Source organism: Streptomyces sp. CNP082 (genome assembly GCF_059570535.1).
On sequence record NZ_JCANSZ010000027.1, the window covers coordinates 23,091 to 41,140 of the forward strand.

Consider the following 18,050-nt stretch of genomic DNA (forward strand, 5'->3'; position numbering starts at 1 on the left):
GTACCCCAACCGGCGCTATTTTAGACATCCTTCCTCTTACGGCCCGGCTGCCTCCGGCCCGTCCGCCCGCCTCCGGGCGGCCCGGCTCAGCGGGTGAACCAGGCGACCAGGCGGGACAGGCGCGGGATGTGTTCGCGGTAGTCGCGACCGCTGCGGTCCAGTGCTTCCAGGAGGCGCTCGGAGCGCTGTTCGGTGTCCAGTTCGCCGAGGATCCGGTTGACGTCGGCGAGCAGGGCACCGTACAGGAACCAGTTCTCCTCGTCGCGCTCCACGGTGCCCAGGAGCAGGGACGCCACCCGGTCGCGTACGGCACGGGCCGCCGCCAGGTCCGCCTCCAGCCGGCCGGCCGCGGTCTCGGCGTTCTCGGACACCTCGGTCGCCACTAGCTGGGCGAAGCTCACCAGGGCGTCGCCGAGGTAGCCGAGGAGGTCCTGCAGCGCCGCACCCGCGTCGCGGGGGAAGAGGGGCTCCCCCGGCCGGCGGGCCTCCGCCAGGTCAGCCAGGCTCCGGCTGAGCACGCGCACCACCACCGCGCAGACCTCCAGCGTGTCCAGCCCGGTGCGCAGCACCACCCGGTACATCAGGCCCTCGCTCACCCGGGGGTTGAGCCGCAGGCCGTCCTCGGCGCGGCGCAGCGAGGTGTCGACCTCGGCGACGAAGTCGTCCACGTCGCGCGCCGCGTGCAGCCGCTCGGCGGCCTCCGCGGGCGTGGTGACCTCGGTGAGCTGCTCCGCGCTGCGCAGCAGCAGGCGGCGCATGCGCCGGGCCAGGTCCTCGATGGCGTCGCCGGCGCTCTCGACCCACACCGGGGGCGCCAGCACCAGGTTGAACGTCAGGCCGACGACGGCGCCGATGAGCGTCTCCAGGATCCGGGTGAACGCCTTGTCCCCCACGTGGGTGACGCCCAGGACGAGCATGGCACTGATCGCGACCTCGTTCACGAACTCCAGCCGCACGAGGCGGCCCACGATCAGCGAGCCCAAGATGATCATCCCGAGGCTCCACCAGCTCAGCCCGACCAGCGCGCTCACCCCGCTGGCGATCAGCACCCCGACGACGACGGCGATGACACGCCGCACCCCGGTGGTGAGCGTGGCGAAGAAGGTCACCTGGACGACGAGCAGCGCGGTCAGCGGCGCCGTCAGCGGCTTGGGCCCGCTGCTGAGCTGGAGGGCGACGACGTACGCGATGGTGGCGGCCATGGCGGCGCGCACGGTCTGCGCCACGGCGGGCGTACGGAGCCGCTCGGCGAGGCCGGCCAGAAGCGGGCGCCGCCGGATGGCGTCGACTGCGTACGGCTTCAGAGCTCCTCCCGGTGACGTCGCGCGCCCGGGCGCCGCGGCGGTCCGCCGCGGCGCCGGTGCTCAAGCACAACGTCTCACAGAGACCGCCGCCTCTCACCGCGCGGAGCCACCCCCTCGGGTCCGCGTAGGCCGAGGGGGTGGTGTGGGGGGAGCGGCGGGGCCGGTCCGGCCCGGTCAGGCGCCCCCGTCGCTGCCGCCGTCGTCGGTGAGGACGGGGGTCTGCCAGTTGCGCCACTCGGCGAGGTTGCCGGCCTTCTTCGACGAGATCCGGAAGACGCCGGGAGCGCTGCCCGTACCGTGCAGGAAGGTCGCGATGCTCTGCTGCAGCGGCGTGCGCCACTCGGACCTGGCGGCGCAGTGGGTGCCGTCCTGCACGTCGGACCAGTAACTGATGCTCTGGCCCGCGCCGAGCGCCTTGTAGATCTCCGCCCCGCCGAGCGCGGCCACGCTGCCGGACTGGGCGCCGAGCCAGTCCACGTGCGGGTTCTCCATGAGGAACAGCCCGCGGGGCGCGACCATGCCGACCATCTCGTGGGTGTCCACCGGCAGTTGGGCCGGGTTGCCGGTGTACGAGCCGAAGGCGTCGCCCAGCCACGGCTGCTCCGAGTACGCGCTGCTCAGCGGCTGCGCGCCGCTCTCCCGCGCGACGCTGCGCAGCGCGGGGGCGCCCGCGGTGCCCGACTCGATGGGCATCGTCAGCGCGACGCGCTGGTCGAACGCGCCGGCCACGAACGCGCCCTTGCCGAACCGGGAGCAGCCGGTGACGCCGGTCGCCTCCGCCCGCAGCACGCTGCCGTCCGACTGCTCGATGACGTCGATGATCCTGCTGACGCCCCAGGCCCAGGCCATGAGCAGCCCGGTGCTGCTGGAGGAGCCGTAGACGCTGTAGAAGGCGCCCTGCTTGTTGTTGCGCGGGGTGCCCTCGCGGCCCACGGAGAACGGGTCGAAGTTGACGACGGCGGCGCCCGCGGCCTTGATGGTGGCGGTGTCCGCGCCGAAGCCGCCGTAGACGATGACCGCGGGGAACGGGCCGGTGCCGCTGGGCAGGTCGACGCTCGCCGAGAAGCTTGAGCTGCGGCCCTGGTCGGAGACGTTCACGGTGATCCCGGTCCGCGAGACGCTGCCGCTGACGGTCTCGGGCTTGGGCGGCTTCTGGCCGTAGATGGTGCGCTCGGACAGCTCCCTGATCTCGGCCCGGCGGCAGCGCCAGTCGGACTTGGCGGTGACCCGGGTGCCGTCCAGCTTCGTGAAGGGGTCGGGCAGCAGGGAGTTCGAGGGCGTGGACGGGCTGGGGACAGGGCAGTCGGCGCCGTCGTCCTCGACCGGCGGGTCCGCCTGCGCGACGGTTTCGAGGCGGTCGGCGGCCCCTGGCCGGGCGTCGAGAGTGGCGGCGAGCATGGCCGCGACGGCCACCACGGCGGCGACCACCCAGAGGAGCGGTCGCGGCCGGCAGAGCGGGTGGAAGCGCATGGGGGGCCTCCAAGCGAAGATGGGAGCGCTCCCACAAGGTAGAGAGACCCCCGTGGCGCGACAACAGTGGATTCCAGCCAGTTTCGCAATGAAGAGCGAAATTTTCGGCGCATCCGGTGCCGGCCCCGCTTCAGCCGCCGACCACCGCACTCGACGGCACCCGGTCGGCCGGCACCGAGAACACCGCGACGTACGGCTGCGGATCCCGGCACCCGCCGCCGGCCGGAAGTGGCCGCAGCCGCGCCGCCGTGATCTCCAGCAGCACGCCGGCCCCGCAGCCGCGCCCCTCGAAGGCGAAGCGCCGTGCGGGGCCGGGAAGCTCCGAGTCGTACAGGCTCTTGAGCCTGCCCTCAAGCGCCGTGGCAGCCTCCGCGGGCAGCGGGCGTACGAAGGCCGCGAACTGGTCCGGCTGGCTGACCTCGGCCGCCCGCGGCGCACGCCCCGCCGCGGCGCCGTCCAGCGGCGCGTACGCGAGGAGTTCGGCCGGTCCCGGCGGCCCGGGTGCGGTGCCGCCGATGGCGGGGTCCGCGCCGACGTCCTTCTCCGGGACGGCGAAGACCGCGAGCACGTCCCACGGGCTGTCGCACGTCTCGTACGCCGTCGTGTCCGTCAGCCGCGCCGAGTAGCCGGTGCCCTCGGCGTACGTCAGCTCCGCCCCCTCGGCGCTGGTGCAGCCGCTGCTCCACCCGATGGCGACCAGCGCCTCGTCTCCCAGGTCGCGGTCGAGCAGTTTCTCCCGCAGCTCTGCGCCGACGCCCTCCTGCGGATACCAGCCGGCGAAGACCTTCACATCCCCCGGCGTACGCAGCAGCGTGCTGACCGCCGCGAGCCCGTGCCCCTGCTCGAAGTGCACGGCTTCCGCGCCGTGCACCACCCTGCCCTCGCCGCCGCCCGGCCCGGACGCCGGCGGCCCCGTCGACGTGCCCATCGCCCACCACACGCCCACCACGAGCAGCACGCCCGCGACGATCGCCCCCGCGACCGTCCACATCCCGCGGCGCCGCCGCGCCACACCCGGGTCCCCCGTCATGCCGTCCCCCTCGTTTCCCCGTACGCCCTTCGACGGCACAGCGCCCCTCGCGGTTCCCCCGTTCCCCCGGACGGGTGCATGCGGAACCTCTGCGTCCCGCGGGGGCGTTCACACACTGACCGCGGCACCGCGGTCTTCGGTACGACGACCGGAACCGACGAGTCGGGCGGCACGCCCGCAACCCGAGGTGGCATGCAGTGTCGATGTTTGATCGGATCAAGGACCAGGCCAAGGGTCTTCAGCAGTCCCGGGGCGGAGCGCGGTCCGGGAGCGCCGGCTCGACGGGCTCGGGCGGTGGTTCCAAGGCCCAGCTCGTGAGCATGTTCAAGTCGCAGCTCAGCTCGATGAAGACGGAGCTGAAGAGCGGCGGGTTCCGGGACGCCAGCATGGCGGTCTGCGCACTCGTGGCGGCTGCCGACGGGCACGTGCACCCCGCCGAGCGGGAGCGCATGGACTCGCTGATCGTGAGCAACGACGTGCTGCAGAACTTCCCGCCGGAGCAACTGCGGCAGCGGTTCACCAAGCACCTGGACCGGCTCACGGTCAACTTCCAGCAGGGCAAGGCGGAGGCGCTGCAGGAGATCGCCAAGGCCAAGAAGAAGCCGGCGGAGGCGCGGGCGGTGATCCAGACCGGGTTCGTCATCGCCGGCGCCGACGGCCACATCGACCCGGCCGAGCAGCAGGTGCTCCGCGAGGCGTGCACGGCGCTCGGGCTGGCGCCCTCGGAGTTCGGCATCTGAGGCCGGAGGGCCCGTGGTTCGCGTGCCTCGTACGCCCTCGGCGGGTGTACGAGGCACGCGTGGCGCTGCCGTCCCCGGGGCCGGGGAGCGCGGTCAGCCGCGGTACGCCTCCAGCAGCCGCAGCCACACCTCGCTGAGCGTCGGGTACGACGGGACCGCGTGCCACAGCCGGCTCACCGGCACCTGCCCCGCGACCGCGATGGTCGCCGAGTGGATCAGCTCCCCCACCCCAGGACCGACGAACGTGACGCCGCGCAGGATCTCCTCGTCCAGGTCGACGACCATGCGCGCCCGCCCGCGGTAGCCGTCCCCGTACAGCCCCGCGCCCGCGACCGAACCCAGCTCGACGTCCACCGCGCGCACCCGGTGCCCGGCCCGTACCGCCTCGGCCAGCGACATCCCCACGGCCGCGGCCTCGGGGTCGGTGAAGACGACCTGCGGGACGGCGCCGTGGTCGGCGGTCGCGGAGTGTGCGCCCCACGGGTCCGTCTCCAGCAGCGGCACCCCCTGCGCCCGGGCGGCGATGGCCGCGCCCGCGATGCGGGCCTGGTACTTGCCCTGGTGGGTCAGGAGCGCGCGGTGGTTGACGTCGCCGACCGCGTACAGCCACTCGCTGCCCTCGACCCGCAGGCTGTCGTCCACGGCCAGCCAGGAGCCGGGCTTCAGGTCCACGGTCTCCAGGCCGATGTCCTCGGTACGGGGCGCGCGGCCGGTGGCGAAGAGGATCTCGTCGGCCTCGATGGTGTCGCCGGCGTCGGTGGTGGCGAGGACGGTGCCGTTCTCGCGGACTACGGAGGTGACGGAGGTGCCGGTACGGATCTGCGCGCCGGCCTCGGTCAGCGCCTCGGCGACCAGTTCGCCGGCGAAGGGCTCCATGCGGTCCAGCAGGCCGTCGCCGCGGACGAGGAAGGTGACCTGGGAGCCGAGTGCCTGCCAGGCGGTGGCCATCTCGACGCCGACCACGCCGCCGCCGATGACGATCAGCCGCCCGGGGACGGTCGCGGAGCTGGTGGCCTCCCGGCTGGTCCACGGCCGTACGTCGGCGAGGCCGGGCAGGTCGGGCAGCACGGCGCGGCTGCCGGTGCAGACGGCGACGGCGTGCCCTGCGGTCAGCGTGCGGACCACGCCGTCGGCGTCGGTGACGGAGACGGTGCGCGGCCCGGCGAGGCGGCCCCGGCCGCGGTAGAGGTCGGCGCCGATGCCGTTCACCCAGGCGGCCTGGCCGTCGTCCTGCCAGTGGGAGGTGAACGTGTCCCGGCGGGCGAGGACCGCGGGCGCGTCGAGGTCGCCGGCCACCTGGGCGCTCAGCCCGGGCAGGCGGCGGGCGTCGGCGCGGGCGAGCACCGGCCGGAGCAGGGCCTTGCTGGGCATGCAGGCCCAGTACGAGCACTCGCCGCCGACGAGTTCGCTCTCCACGATCGCGGTGGACAGGCCGGCGGCGCGGGTGCGGTCGGCGACGTTCTCGCCGACCGGCCCGGCGCCGAGGACCACCACGTCGTACGCGAAGGATTCCGTTTCCGTCATGGGGTCAGTGTGGCTGGTGGCCGTGCGGGGGCGGAACAGCGGGGCGGCGGGGTGTGTCGCCTGGCCGGGTGCGCCGCGCGTACCGGCGCGGTCAGTGGCCGTCCAGCAGGCGGGTCAGGAACTCGGCGGCGTCGGTGCTGGTGCTGGTGGCCGCGGCGAGGCTGTCCAGCGCGAGGCGGTAGTGCTCGACCTCGCCCGGCTTGTCGATGCGTACGGTGCCGGAGAGCTGGTCCAGGCAGACCACGTCCGGCAGTTCGGGCTCGGCGAACCGCAGGATCGTCAGCGACTGGGCCACCGCCGCCGTGCCGCCGGCCGCCAGCGGCACCACGTCCAGGGTGACCGTGGGGTGTTCGAGGTGCAGCCGGAGCAGGTGCCGCAACTGGTCCTCCATGACGCCCGGGGCGCCGACGGAGCGCCGCAGCGCCGCCTCGTCGAGCAGCACCCAGCAGCGCGGCGGGTCGGCGCGGGTGAGGGCCCGCTGGCGGCGCTCAAGCAGGTGCAGGCGGCGCTCCACCGTCTGCACCGGGTCCCCCGGGTAGCCGAGCTGGGTGACGGCACGGGCGTACGCGGGGGTCTGCAGCAGGTCCGGGATGCGCTGGGACTGGTAGCCGCGGATGCCGGTGGCGGCCTCCTCCAGGCCGAGGTGGGTCTCTGCCTGACTGGGTATCAGATCGCTGTACTCCTGCCACCAGCTCGGCGCGTTGGCGCCGCGGGTCAGCGCCGCGTACGCGTCGAGCTCGGCCTCGTCGACGACGCCGTAGAGGTCGAGCAGCGCCGCGACGTCGTGGTCCTTGCAGCCGCCCCGGCCCAGCTCCAGCCGGCACAGCTTGGGGACGGAGGCGCCGATCTCGCGGGCGGCCTCCTGCAACTGGACGCCCCGCTCCTGCCGCAGCCGGCGCAGCCGGGAGCCGAGGACGGACCTGCAGACGGGCCGGCCGCCGCGCTCATGCACGTCGGCGAGCGGGGTCTGCGGGTCGTGCACTGCCGCACTCGGCACCGTCATCGGCCCTCCGCAGGCGCGGCCCCCCGCGGGCGAGAGACCGTCGCCGTCACACTCACGCTACGGGCGAAGAGTAACCCGCCGCGGAGGGCAATAACGCACCTTGGCCCGATTTTTGCGAGGTACGGACATGCGTGCGGCGGCGACGCGCCAGGGGCGCACGAGGGTCCGCGGTGGCCGGCCGCGCTCTTACGCCCCGTCGCCCGCGATGCCGCGGGACATCGCGAGGTGGCTCGCCAGCAGCCCGCCGTCCACCGGCAGGCTGACGCCGGTGATCCAGGCCGCGTCGCGGGAGGCGAGGAACGCCACCGCCGCCGCGATGTCGTCCGGTTCGCCGACCCGGCCCAGCGGATAGTGCTCCACCACCCGGGCCAGGACCTCCGGCCGGTGCTCCCAGACGGCGGTGCGTACGGTGCCGGGCTCGACGAGGTTCACGCGCACGCCGCGCGCCGCGCTCTCCACGGCCAGGGTGCGGGTGAGGGAGACGAGCGCGGCCTTGGCGGCGCTGTACGCGTGCTCGCCGTAGTGGCGTTCGGCGTTGACCGAGCCGATGTTGACGATCGCGGCCCGGCCCGGGGCCCCGGCGAGCAGCGGCAGCGCCGCGCGGGCGCAGCGCGCCGCACCGTGCAGGGTGACCTCGAAGTCCTCGTACCAGTCCGGCTCCTGCCAGTCCTCGAAGCGGGGCGGGTCGAGGTGTACGCAGTAGGCGTTGTTGACCAGCACGTGCAGCCCGCCGAAGGCGTCCGCCGCGTACGCGACCGCCGCCCGGACCGCCTCGCCGTCCGTCACGTCGCAGGCCCGCGGCTCCGCGGTGCCGCCGGCGGCGCGGATCGCGGCGGCGGCCCGCTCGGCGCGCCCGCCGTCCCGGTCGGTGACCAGCACGCGGGCGCCCTCCGCGGCGAACCGGCGCGCGACCGCCTCGCCTATGCCCTGCCCGGCGCCCGTGACGAGCACCGCGTAATCCTCGAATCGCGTCATCGGACCAGGTTAGAGGGCCTGGTCCGGCACGCTCGCGGCGCGCGTCCCCGGGAGCGCGGGCGCGTTACGCATCCTCGCCGTAGAGGCGGGCGATGTCCTTCGAGTCGAGCCAGTTGCTGTACGTCGGCGACTTCGGCCAGCCCTCCGGCGAGTCCTGCCACTCCTCCTGACGCCCGTACGGCAGCAGGTCGATCAGCGGGAAGGTGTGGCTCACCTGCTCGGTGCCGCGCCCGCTGGTGTGCCAGGTGCGGTAGACGGTGTCGCCGTCGCGCAGGAAGACGTTGAGCGCGAACCCGCCGCCGGGCGGGGCGTCGACATCGCTGCCGAACGGGCTGTTGGCGGTGGAGTACCAGGGCATCTGGTTGCCGACGCGCTTCTTGTACGCCAGCGCCTCGTCGATCGGGCCCTGCGTCACGATGACGAACCGCGCGTCGTACGGCTCCAGGAAGCCGAACCGGGTGAACTGCGCGGTGAAGCTCGTGCAGCCCCCGCACTGCCACTCCTTGCCCTCGAACCACATGTGGTTGTAGACGATGAGCTGCGCCTTGCCGGCGAAGACGTCGACCAGCCGGACCGGCCCTTCCGCGCCCTCCAGGGTGTAGTCGGGCATCTCGACCATCGGCAGCCGGCGCCGCTGCGCGGCGATGGCGTCCAGCTCCCGGGTCGCGGCCTTCTCGCGGGCGCGCAGCGCGTCCAGCTCGCGCCGCCAGGTCTCGGTGTCGACGACGGGCGGCAGTGCGTGGGCGGTCATGGTGGTCCTCCGGCGTTCAGGAATTGCCTTTCCGTACGGGTAGACCCGCGGGCCCCGCGAAACTCATCGGCGGGCGTGAGGGCACCCGGTCACGGACGGCATCTCACCCGGTCGCGCCAGCGCGGGCGGCGGTCACCCGGTCCAGCAGCCGGAGCGCGTCGGCCGAGGCGGGGTCCTCAGGGGTGTAGACCTCCAGCCGGTGGTCGGGGCTGTCGGGCTGGAGCCAGACCTGGTAGCCGACGTCCAGCGCGCCGACGGCGGGGTGCCGCATGTGCATCGTGCCCACGGTGCAGTCGGCGACGTCGCCGGCGGCCCACAGCTCCGCGAAGTCCGTGCTGCCCATGGCGAGTTCGCCGATCAGTTCGGCGAGGCGGGCGTCGGCCGGATAGCGGCCCGCGGTCAGCCGCAGGTACGCGACGTGGACGCCGGCCAGCTCCGACCAGTTGGCGTACTGGTCCCGTACCAGCGGGTCGAGGAAGAACATCCGGGGCACCGACGGCCGGCGCGCCGGGTCGCGGGGCGCGTCGAAGCCGACGTGTCCGGCGACGAGCGCGTGGCCGGCGCGGTTCCAGGCCAGCACGTCCCCGCGGCGGCCCAGCACGACGGCGGGCGTCGTCTCGGCCAGGGACGCCAGCAGCGCCAGCACCCGGGGGTGCGGCTGCTCGGGGGCGGGGCGGACCAGCCGCGGGGCGGCGGGGCGGGCGGCGAGGTTGTGCAGGTGGGCCGTCTCCACCGGGTCCAGGCGCAGCACGCGGGCCAGCGCGTCGAGGACCTGCCGGGAGGCGGTGCCGGCCTGTCCCTGCTCCAGCCGCGTGTAGTACCCGGCGCTCACCCCGGCGAGCTGCGCCAGCTCCTCGCGGCGCAGGCCCGGCACGCGGCGGGCGGTGCCGTAGGTGCCGAGTCCGGCGGCGGCGGGCGTGACGCGGTCCCGGCGGGTCTTCAGGTACGCGCCGAGGCTCTCCAGTTCCATGCCTCCGAGGCTACGTCGCAGGTACGCCGGGGTGCGACGGCCGCGGGTATCCCTGCCGGGGGTACCCACGAGGCGGGGATGGCTGCCGGGCGCGCGGCGGAGCAGCGTCGTGGTCATGGACGTACGGCACACTTCTGACTCTCCCGGTGACTCTCCCGGGCTGCGGGCGTGGCTCGGGCTGCTCGTGGTGCTCGGCCCGGTGCTGCTGGTCGCGATGGACGGCTCGGTGCTGTTCCTCGCGATGGCCCGGATCTCCGCGGACCTGTCGCCGTCCGCGGACCAGGCGCTGTGGATACTCGACGGCTACGGGTTCGCGGTCGGCTCCCTGCTCATCGCGTTCGGCAGCATCGGCGACCGCTACGGCCGGCTCCGGCTGCTGATGGCCGGGGCGGCGGTCTTCGGCGCCGCCTCGGCGGGCGCGGCGTTCGCGCCGTCACCGGAGCTGCTGATCGCGTTCCGGGTGCTGATGGGCGTGGCCGGTGCCACTCTCCTGCCGTCCGCGCTGGCGGTGCTGAGTGAGCTGTTCGGCGACCCGCGGCGGCGCGCGCAGGCCATCGGGATCTTCGCGGCGGCCTTCGCCGCGGGCTTCGCGCTCGGCCCGGTCGTCGGCGGGCAACTGCTCGCGCACTTCTGGTGGGGCTCGGTGTTCCTGATCAACATCCCGGTGGTGGCGCTCTTCCTGCTGCTGGCTCCGCGGCTGCTGCGCGAGGTGCGCGGCGGGGGGACGGGCCGGGTGGACGCGCGCAGTGTCGTGCTGTCCGCCGCGGGCATCCTGCTGACCGTCTACGGGATCAAGCGCGCGGCGGCCGGCGGCCTGGCCGCCGTCCCGCTCGTCGCGGCCAGTGGCGGCGCGGCCCTGCTGTGGTGGTTCGTACGCCGCCAACTGCGGCTCGCGCACCCGCTGATCGACCTCCGCCTCTTCCGTGACCGGGTGTTCGCGATCGCTGCCGTCACCGGGCTGCTGCCGCTGGCGGCCTGGTCCGCCACGGCCTACCTGGGCGGCATCTACCTGCAGTCCGTACGCGGGCTCGACGCCTTCGACGCGGCGCTCGTGGCGCTCCCCGGCGCCCTCGTGCTCACCGTCACCGCCGTCGTCACCCCGGCGGTGGTCGCGCGCACCGGCACCCGCGCCGGGCTGCTGGCCTCCCACTTCCTCATCGCCGGGGGCCTGCTGCTGTTGCTGCCCACCGGCGTCTCTGGCGGCACCGGCTGGTACGTCGCCGCCACCGCCGCCGCCGGCGTCGGCTACGGCATCTCGTTCAGCGTCGTCGCCGACACCGCCGTCGCCGCGGTGCCGCCGGAGCGCGCGGGTTCTGCGGGGGCGATCGCCGAGACGAGCAACGAACTCGGCAACGCGCTCGGCATCGCGCTGCTGGGCTCGCTCGCGGCGCTGGTCTTCCGCCTGAGGGGCCCGGACCTGGCCGGGACGCTCACCGAGACGCATCAGGTGCCGGGGATCAGCGCGGCGGCGGCCGGCCAGGCGGAGGCCGCGTTCGTCACGGGGCTGCACGCCGCCGCGCTGGTCGCGGCGGTGCTGCACGCGGCGCTTGGGGTGTTCACGCTGCGGCACCTGCCGCGGGCCGGGGCGGCGGCGCGGGAGCGGGCCGAGGCGGGGGTGGGGGCGGGTGCGGATGCAGGGTGAGGCTGCGGCGCCGGGGCCCGTGGGCTCCTTCACCCCAACCGGGTGATCACGTACTCCCCCGGCGACCTGATCGCCCACTCCCCGCGGACCGAGGACCACGTCGCCACCGGCATGACCCTGCGCGACCTGTGCGAGGCCGCCGTCCGCTTCAGCGACAACACCGCCGCCAACCTGATCCTCGCCGAACTCGGCGGCCCCGCGGGCATGGACGCCGAGCTGGAGGCCATCGGCGACGACGTCACCCGCATGGTGCGGACCGAACCGGAGCTGAGCCGCTGGACCCCGGGCGATACCCGCGACACGACTACGCCGCGCACGCTGGCGCGCGACCTGCGCGCGTTCGTCCTCGGGGACGCGCTGGCCGGACCCGGTCGCGAACAGCTCACCACGTGGCTGCGCACCAACGTCACCGGCGACACCCTGATCCGCGCCGGTGTGCCTGAATGCTGGGAGGTCGGCGACAAGACCGGCACGGGCAGCACGTACGGCGCACGCAACGACATCGCGGTGCTCTGGCCCCCGGACCGCTCCCCGATCGTGCTGGCGGTCATGTCCCGCCGTACGGAACGGGACGCGACGGCGGACGACGCGCTGCTGGCAGCGGCGGCGGCCGAGGTCGCCGCGGCTCTCCCGCCCCGGGACGGGGCCTCGTAGGCGGGCGCGGCGCCGGCTGGGTGCGCCCTGCCGGGGCTACGTGAACCGCGGGCGGCAGCGGCGCAGTTCCGGCGGCGGTTCGCCGGTGGTGAGTTCGGCCGCGGCCAGGCGGCCGGCGGTGGGGGCGAGGGTCACCGCCGCGTGCATGACGGCGACGTAGGCGGAGCGGTCGCGGGTCGCGTACCCGATGACCGGCCCGTGGGGCGGCATCGGGCGCCGGCCGAGGCGGAAGCCGAGCAGCCGGCAGGAGCCGGCGCCGCGGAAGGCGTGCTGAAGGCGGCGCACGGCGTCCCGGGCGGCCTGTTCCAGGCCCGGTGGCGAGGTGTCGTCGACGCGCGGGAGGGTCATGAGGAGTTCGCCGTCGGCCACCTCGCGGACCTCGAACTCCGGGGTCGACACGATGGTCCTGACCAGGCCGGGCGGCGCCGCGACCCGCACCCGGAAGGCCGGGGAGGCGGGTACGGGAACGTCGGCGGCCAGCGGTGCGCACAGTTCGGCGACGCCGGTGCCGGCGGCGAGGACGACCGTCGCGGCAGGGTACGGCCCGGCGGTGGACCGCACGCCGACGACCCGGCCGTCCGAGGTCTCCAGCGCGGTCACGGAGGTGCCGAGGAGCACCCGCGCCCCGCGGGCGCGGGCGGCGTCGATCAGCGACCGGGTCATCGTCTCCGGGTCGAGGCCGCCGTCGCCCGGGATGTGCACGGCGTGTGCCGGGGGGTTGCGGAGGCGGGGCTCCAGCGCCGCGACGCCGCGCCCGTCGACCCGGCGGCTGCCGGGCCCCGGCGCGGAGCCGTCCCCGGCCCGGTCACCGGTCCACTTCAGCGAGCCCGCCCAGCGGACGGCGTAGCCCGGCACCTCGCTCTCCAGCCGGCGGTGGTCGGCGAGCACGGATCCGCGCAAGTCCGCCGCGCCGCCGGGCCAGTCGCCGCCGGTGCCGCCGATCCAGGCGAAGGAGGCGCCGGTGACACCCGCCGCCGGCACCGGCTCCCGGTCGAGCAGCGTCACCCGCACACCGCGGCGCGCCAAGTGGTACGCCACGGAGGCACCGACCACCCCGGCACCCACGACAACAACGCCGCCCGGCAACGGAGTCGCGTTCACTGACATACCCGATCACCTCGACGCCAGTGTCCCACCCGGCTTCCGGGGTACGGCATGGTCCGCACCGGCCCGGACTTCCGCGACGCTCGCGCTCGGCGCGCTCCCGCACGGGGCCAGAACCGCCGTGTCAGTGGCCGCTGTTAGCCTCCGGCCATGACCTTAGGGGCCCTGGAACGAACACTGCGGGAGCGCCCGGACGACCTCACGTCCTGGCTTGCCTACGGCGACCTGCTGCGGGAGCGCGGCGACCTCCGCGCGGAGCTGATCAGCCTGGCGGCGCAGCGGGCGCGCGTCGGTCCTGGCAGCCGCCGGGAGGCGGTCGAGCAGGAGATCGACGAGCTGGTCTACCAGCACCGGGAGAGCTGGGACGCGGAGTTGCCGGGCCGCGTCACCGCCACGGGGCACCGGCACGGGTTCGCCACGGGGATCGCCGTCACCTGGGAAGACGACGGCACACCCAGGCTGGTCGAGCAGGCCCTGCGCGTGGCGCCGTTCGCGACCGCGCTGCGGATCGCTCCGCCGGAGCGGGACGCGGACGAGGAGTACGAGTACTGGGACGACGACACGGACGAGGACGGTGAGCCGCTGCCCGCCGCCTACGTGGAGGCCGGCGCGCTCGCGACGCTCGACCTGGCCCCGTTCACCACCGTCGACCTGTCCTATCTCCGCATCGGCGCCCTCGGCGCCAAGGCCCTGGCGGTGTCGTCGTACTTCCGCAGCGAGGCGGCCGGCGGTCAGTCCCTCGCGGTCCCGGCCGCGTCCGGCCGGATCGGCACGCTCGACCTGCGGTACTGCCACATCGGCGACAGTGGCCTGGCCGCGCTGGCGGCCAACCCCTTCTTCACCGGCGTCACCCGGCTCCACCTCCAGCGCAACGCGCTCACCGCTGAGGGCATACGCGCCCTGCACGCCTTCGGCGGCCTCAGAGAACTCGACCTGCGCTACAACGAGATCGGCGAGGACGGCGCCGAAGCCCTGCTCGCGGCGCCGTTCGCCGGCTCGCTCACCCGGCTGCTGCTCTACGCCGCCGACGTCGGCGACGAAGGCGCGCGCAGACTCGCCGCCGCACCTCAACTCCCGCCCGTACTGCGCAGCTATTGGAGGAGCGTGTGAGCACCGAGCTCCGCGACCGGTTCTTCGCCCTGTCCACCGCCGGCGCCAAGGCGCCCGCGGCGGAGGTCGAGCAGTACCGGGCCCTGGTCGACGCCGCCGACGCCGAGCCCACCGCCGTGCTCGACGAGCTCGCGGTCTCCTGGCATCCGACGGCGCGGTTCAAGTCGGTCCGCTTCGTCGACGCCGAGCGCATCGACGCGGACGTGCGGGAGCTGTTCGCGCGGCCCAGCGAGACGGCGCCGTATCTGGCGGCCGTCTTCGCCGACCCGCGTGAGCTGTCGTTCCGTACGTACGAGAACATCCTTCCGCTCGACCGGCACTTCGCCGGCGCCGGGCTGGAGTTCGAGCTGACGGACCGGACGGAGTTCGCCAAGGGGGCGTACTCGTTCGCGGTCCGGCTGCCCGCGGCGGCGCGCGCTTCTCTGGAGGGCCTGGACGGCCTGGACCTCTACGTGCCGCCGCTCAACGCCGGCTCCCGCGGCGGCGACCGCTTCATCTTCCACTCGGCGCTGCTCGCCGAGGCGCTCACCGCGGCGGTGGCCGAGGCCGTGCCGGGGGCGCGGCGCGACGGCTTCTCGCACGTCAACCCCGTCTTCCGGTGCAACCGCTTCGAGCCGGACGACGCCAACTTCCACCGCCACCTCGACACGCCGTACTACGACCGGTCCCGCGGCCACGTCTCCCGCCACACCCTCCTGCTGTACCTCACCGGCGGCTCCGGCGCGCCCGCCCTCGATTTGACCGGGGGCGCCGGCCTCACCGAGATCGAGCCCTTCACCTGCGTGGTCTTCGATCAGCGGTACGAGCACGAGGGCGCCCCGTACCGCGAAGGACGCAAGGTCTTCCTGCGCACGGAGCTGATCTTCGCCGAACCGGACGTCGCCCACGACCCGGAGATCGGCGCGCTGTTCGCCAAGGCGACCTACCTGACCGGCGAGAGCGTCTTCGCCCCCGAACTCGCCCGGTACGCCGAGGACTACTACAACCGCGTCGCCGCGGCGCACTGGAGCGGTGACCTCGGCGCGGGCGCGGCGGATGAGCCGTTCCTCCACAAGCAGTTCCGCGGGCTGGACTTCGTCTCCAACGGCCACGACTTCTGGTTCCCCGCCGCCGGCGGTCTGTCGCCGGCCGAGTGCGCAGCGATCACGCTCCTGGACTACTTCAACTGCAAGGTCGGCGACGGCGCGTTCCGCGCGGAGTGCGAGACGACGGTGGTCGAGGCCGAGGGCACCGGCTGGATACCGGCGTTCCTGGCGGAGAGAGGCGGCGCGTCACCCCTCGCGCCGTTCGACAAGAGCATGCTGTTCCCGGAGCCCGAGGAGCCCGCCACCGAGGACATGCCTGACTGCGCGTGCGGCCTCTGCGACGGCGGCCTCCTCAGCCGGAGCTTCGACACCTCGCGCAACGCCGAGGTCATCAAGCACTACGTGCACGCACAGGACGCCGCGAAGGCGGACGTGCTGCCCGCGCCGGTGATGATGCTCGGCGAGGACGTGGTGCTGGACCCGGACAGGTTCGTCGTCGAAGGCAACCGCATCCACGTGCTGGGCAGCAAGGCGCCGGCTCCGGTCAACTTCGCGGCCTGCCAGGGCGGTCCACCCGTTGTCCCGGCGAAGGAGTTCGTCACCACCGCGGCGACCGTGGACGTGGCGCACTTCCTCGTCCCGCCGATCCTGTTCGCGGAGCACGACGGCCTCGTCCATCTGAAGTTCGACTTCTTCCGCAACTCCTGGACGGTCGGCCACGAGCAGTCGACCGTCCCGGTGCCGATGATCCGCCCGTTCACGGACCTCGACATCGACGAGAACTGGGAGTACTACGACGAAGACGAGGAGGAGGAGGACGAAGAGGAGGAAGAAGAAGAGGAGTAGGCGGGCGCCGAGGCCAGCTCCCCCATCCGGGCCAGGGCGGCGATCCAGAAGCGCTGCCGCGCGGCGGCCTGCCCCACGAGGTAGGTGGCGCGCAGCTTGGGCGGCAGGTGCGGCAGCAGCCGCGCCACCACGTCGAGGTGCCGTTCGAGCTGCGACACCTCCGCGTTGGAGAACACCTGGTGCACCAGGTCGGTGTCGTTGGTGCCCTCCGCGGACGTCTCGACGGCCGCCGCCAGCCGGGCCTGCCAGCCCGTCAGGTCGGCGGCCAGCTCCGCCAGACCGATCTGCCGCCGGTCCGCGAGCCGCGCCTCAAGGCCGGACAGCGGCACCGGCGCGTACTCGCCGTCGCCGAGGTAGATCAGGCCCTGCTCCAGCGGCATGCCGGCCCGGTGCAGCTTGATGAGCCGTTCCAGGGTGCGCTTGGTGACCCACTCGCGGCCCTCGTCGTCGATGTCGTTCTTCCACCACTCAAGGACGGTCTCGGCGGTCTCGCCGTACGTCGAGATCAGCCACTCGTTGGCCGGGATGTCCGCCGGCTGCACCTCGTAGCTGATCGTGAACCGGCTGGCCTGAGCGACGTTGTTGCTGCTGACGAGCATCTTGCGGCCCAGGTGGTACGGCGGGTTCTGCAGCGCCACCTGCGCGCGCAGCCCGGGCAGCGGCCGGCCCGCGAGCGTCCACTCCTGGGTGACCTCCATCAGCTTCGCGTACGTCGCCTTGTCCTTCGGCCGGTTGTACTCGTCCCAGATCAGCACCTTCGGCTCCGGGTCGAGCAGCGACCGGGCGAGCATCGCCTCCAGCGCCCCGTCGGTGGTCGGCACCGGCACGCACAGGTCCTCGACGTTGGTCACCGGCAGCGAGAAGTACACCGGTTCGCGGCCGGTCTCCTCCCGGGCGATCTGCTTGGCGATCTCCGTCTTGCCGCAGCCGGGCGGCCCCTGGAGCAGCACCGCCCAGCGGTGCGCCGCCGCGGCCCTGAGGATGCGGCGGACCGGGTCGGCCACCGTGGCGGGGTTGGCGGCGCCGACCGCCGCGGCGATGGCGTCGAGCACCTCGTCGGTACGGTCCCGGCCCGGCGCACCGCCGGCGCCCTGTGGAGAGGGGGTGCCGGGCTCGACCAGCGCCAGCCGGCGGCCGTTGTGCAGCGGCAGCCCCCAGGCCAGCGGGAAGCCGGCGCGGGCGCAGTCGAGCACGTGCTGCAGGGTGCGCGGCGAGAGCAGTCCGCGCAGGTGCGGGTCGAGGGCGGCCCACTGCCGGAACACCTCGCGCAGGTCCCAGTCGGGGAACCGGGCGGCCAGCGCGTACCGCCACGCGGTGTCGTTGGCGGTCAGCCGGAGGGTGACCATCCGGTCCAGGATCGCCAGGTCGGAGCGGCGCACGCTGGTCTCGGCCAGCGACTCGTTGTCGGTGAGGAAGACCCCGACGCAGCCCAGCTCGCGCAGGTCGTGCTCGCCGAGGGTCCAGTTGCAGGCCGTCTGCATGAGCTGCGACTGCACGGTGTTGCCCGCCTGCAGGGAGTCGTCGACGAGCAGGACGAACGGGGTGCCGGGGACGAGCTGGCGCATCACGAGCTGGCGCAGGGCGAGTTCGCCACTGCGCTCGTCGCGTACGGGGGCGTTGATCAGCAGGTCGTCCGGGGCGAGGTTGGCCGCGGGCAGGACCACGAGGCCGGTGCCGGGGTAGCGCTGAGGCACGTACGAGACGAAGGTGGAGGTCTTGCCGATGCCGTGCTCGCCGAAGATCTGCCCGGTCTGGCCGGTGGCGATCATCGCGTCGATGAACTTCTCCAGCTTGGCGGTCGGGCCCTCCCGCGGCGGGTCTGAGAAGGTGGCGTTCGCCCTCCACTGCCGGCCCGCGGCCGGCGGTGCGGGCGTCGCCGCCCCGGGCGGGGCCGCCCCGGGC

Annotated in this window: 14 protein-coding genes and 1 pseudogene; 5 read left to right on the plus strand and 10 right to left on the minus strand. The window is 74.1% G+C overall.

Annotated elements, in window-relative coordinates; all coding sequences use genetic code 11:
- Positions 1 to 86: 86 nt before the first annotated feature.
- The 3 genes from B124_RS21240 to B124_RS21250 form a co-directional block, all read right to left on the minus strand.
- Entirely contained in the window at positions 87 to 1,226 is a 1,140-nt protein-coding gene (locus B124_RS21240; RefSeq protein ID WP_496504484.1) for an FUSC family protein, read from the minus strand.
- Positions 1,227 to 1,478: 252 nt separating this feature from the next.
- Positions 1,479 to 2,774, minus strand: coding sequence for a glucuronyl esterase domain-containing protein (locus tag B124_RS21245; protein ID WP_496504485.1), 1,296 nt, complete (start codon positions 2,772 to 2,774; stop codon positions 1,479 to 1,481).
- Positions 2,775 to 2,904: 130 nt separating this feature from the next.
- Positions 2,905 to 3,804, minus strand: coding sequence for a hypothetical protein (locus tag B124_RS21250; protein ID WP_496504486.1), 900 nt, complete (start codon positions 3,802 to 3,804; stop codon positions 2,905 to 2,907).
- A 203-nt stretch (positions 3,805 to 4,007) separates the two neighbouring features.
- Between B124_RS21250 and B124_RS21255 the strand changes: the two genes are divergently transcribed.
- Positions 4,008 to 4,544, plus strand: coding sequence for a tellurite resistance TerB family protein (locus tag B124_RS21255; RefSeq protein WP_496504547.1), 537 nt, complete (start codon positions 4,008 to 4,010; stop codon positions 4,542 to 4,544).
- A 93-nt stretch (positions 4,545 to 4,637) separates the two neighbouring features.
- Here the strand turns inward: B124_RS21255 and B124_RS21260 are convergent, their stop codons facing one another.
- From B124_RS21260 to B124_RS21280, 5 genes are all read right to left on the minus strand, one after another.
- Entirely contained in the window at positions 4,638 to 6,068 is a 1,431-nt protein-coding gene (locus tag B124_RS21260) for a dihydrolipoyl dehydrogenase family protein (protein WP_496504487.1), read from the minus strand.
- A 91-nt stretch (positions 6,069 to 6,159) separates the two neighbouring features.
- Positions 6,160 to 7,071: a helix-turn-helix domain-containing protein gene (locus B124_RS21265; RefSeq protein ID WP_496504488.1), complete on the minus strand. Its 912-nt coding sequence runs from the start codon at positions 7,069 to 7,071 to the stop codon at positions 6,160 to 6,162.
- Positions 7,072 to 7,257: 186 nt separating this feature from the next.
- Positions 7,258 to 8,046 carry an SDR family NAD(P)-dependent oxidoreductase gene (locus tag B124_RS21270; RefSeq protein ID WP_496504489.1) on the minus strand — a complete coding sequence of 263 codons (789 nt, stop codon included), beginning with the start codon at positions 8,044 to 8,046 and terminating at the stop codon, positions 7,258 to 7,260.
- A 64-nt stretch (positions 8,047 to 8,110) separates the two neighbouring features.
- Entirely contained in the window at positions 8,111 to 8,797 is a 687-nt protein-coding gene (locus B124_RS21275) for a DUF899 domain-containing protein (RefSeq protein WP_496504490.1), read from the minus strand.
- A 103-nt stretch (positions 8,798 to 8,900) separates the two neighbouring features.
- The gene (locus B124_RS21280) at positions 8,901 to 9,767 is read right to left on the minus strand and encodes a helix-turn-helix transcriptional regulator (RefSeq protein ID WP_496504491.1); all 867 of its coding nucleotides are present in this window, start codon (positions 9,765 to 9,767) and stop codon (positions 8,901 to 8,903) included.
- A gap of 109 nt (positions 9,768 to 9,876) precedes the next feature.
- Here B124_RS21280 and B124_RS21285 point away from each other — a divergent pair, with 109 nt between their 5' ends.
- Both B124_RS21285 and bla read left to right on the plus strand, forming a co-directional pair.
- Complete coding sequence (locus B124_RS21285; protein WP_496504492.1) at positions 9,877 to 11,409, plus strand: MFS transporter; 1,533 nt, start codon at positions 9,877 to 9,879, stop codon at positions 11,407 to 11,409.
- 36 nt (positions 11,410 to 11,445) lie between these two features.
- Positions 11,446 to 12,063: pseudogene (bla, locus tag B124_RS21290) on the plus strand (class A beta-lactamase); the annotation flags it as partial.
- Positions 12,064 to 12,099: 36 nt separating this feature from the next.
- Here bla and B124_RS21295 read toward each other — a convergent pair.
- Entirely contained in the window at positions 12,100 to 13,170 is a 1,071-nt protein-coding gene (locus tag B124_RS21295) for an NAD(P)/FAD-dependent oxidoreductase (RefSeq protein ID WP_496504493.1), read from the minus strand.
- Positions 13,171 to 13,317: 147 nt separating this feature from the next.
- On the opposite strand from B124_RS21295, the gene B124_RS21300 reads away from it, so the two are divergent.
- Together B124_RS21300 and B124_RS21305 are read left to right on the plus strand one after the other, a co-directional pair.
- Positions 13,318 to 14,277, plus strand: coding sequence for a TIGR02996 domain-containing protein (locus B124_RS21300; protein ID WP_496504494.1), 960 nt, complete (start codon positions 13,318 to 13,320; stop codon positions 14,275 to 14,277).
- Entirely contained in the window at positions 14,274 to 16,148 is a 1,875-nt protein-coding gene (locus B124_RS21305; RefSeq protein ID WP_496504495.1) for a hypothetical protein, read from the plus strand. Before B124_RS21300 ends, B124_RS21305 begins: the two co-directional genes overlap by 4 nt.
- Here the strand turns inward: B124_RS21305 and B124_RS21310 are convergent.
- A complete protein-coding gene (locus B124_RS21310; RefSeq protein WP_496504548.1) occupies positions 16,094 to 17,917 on the minus strand; it encodes an ATP-binding protein in 1,824 nt (607 codons plus the stop codon). The two genes, B124_RS21305 and B124_RS21310, sit on opposite strands and share 55 nt — an antisense overlap.
- Between the last annotated feature and the right edge of the window lie 133 nt (positions 17,918 to 18,050).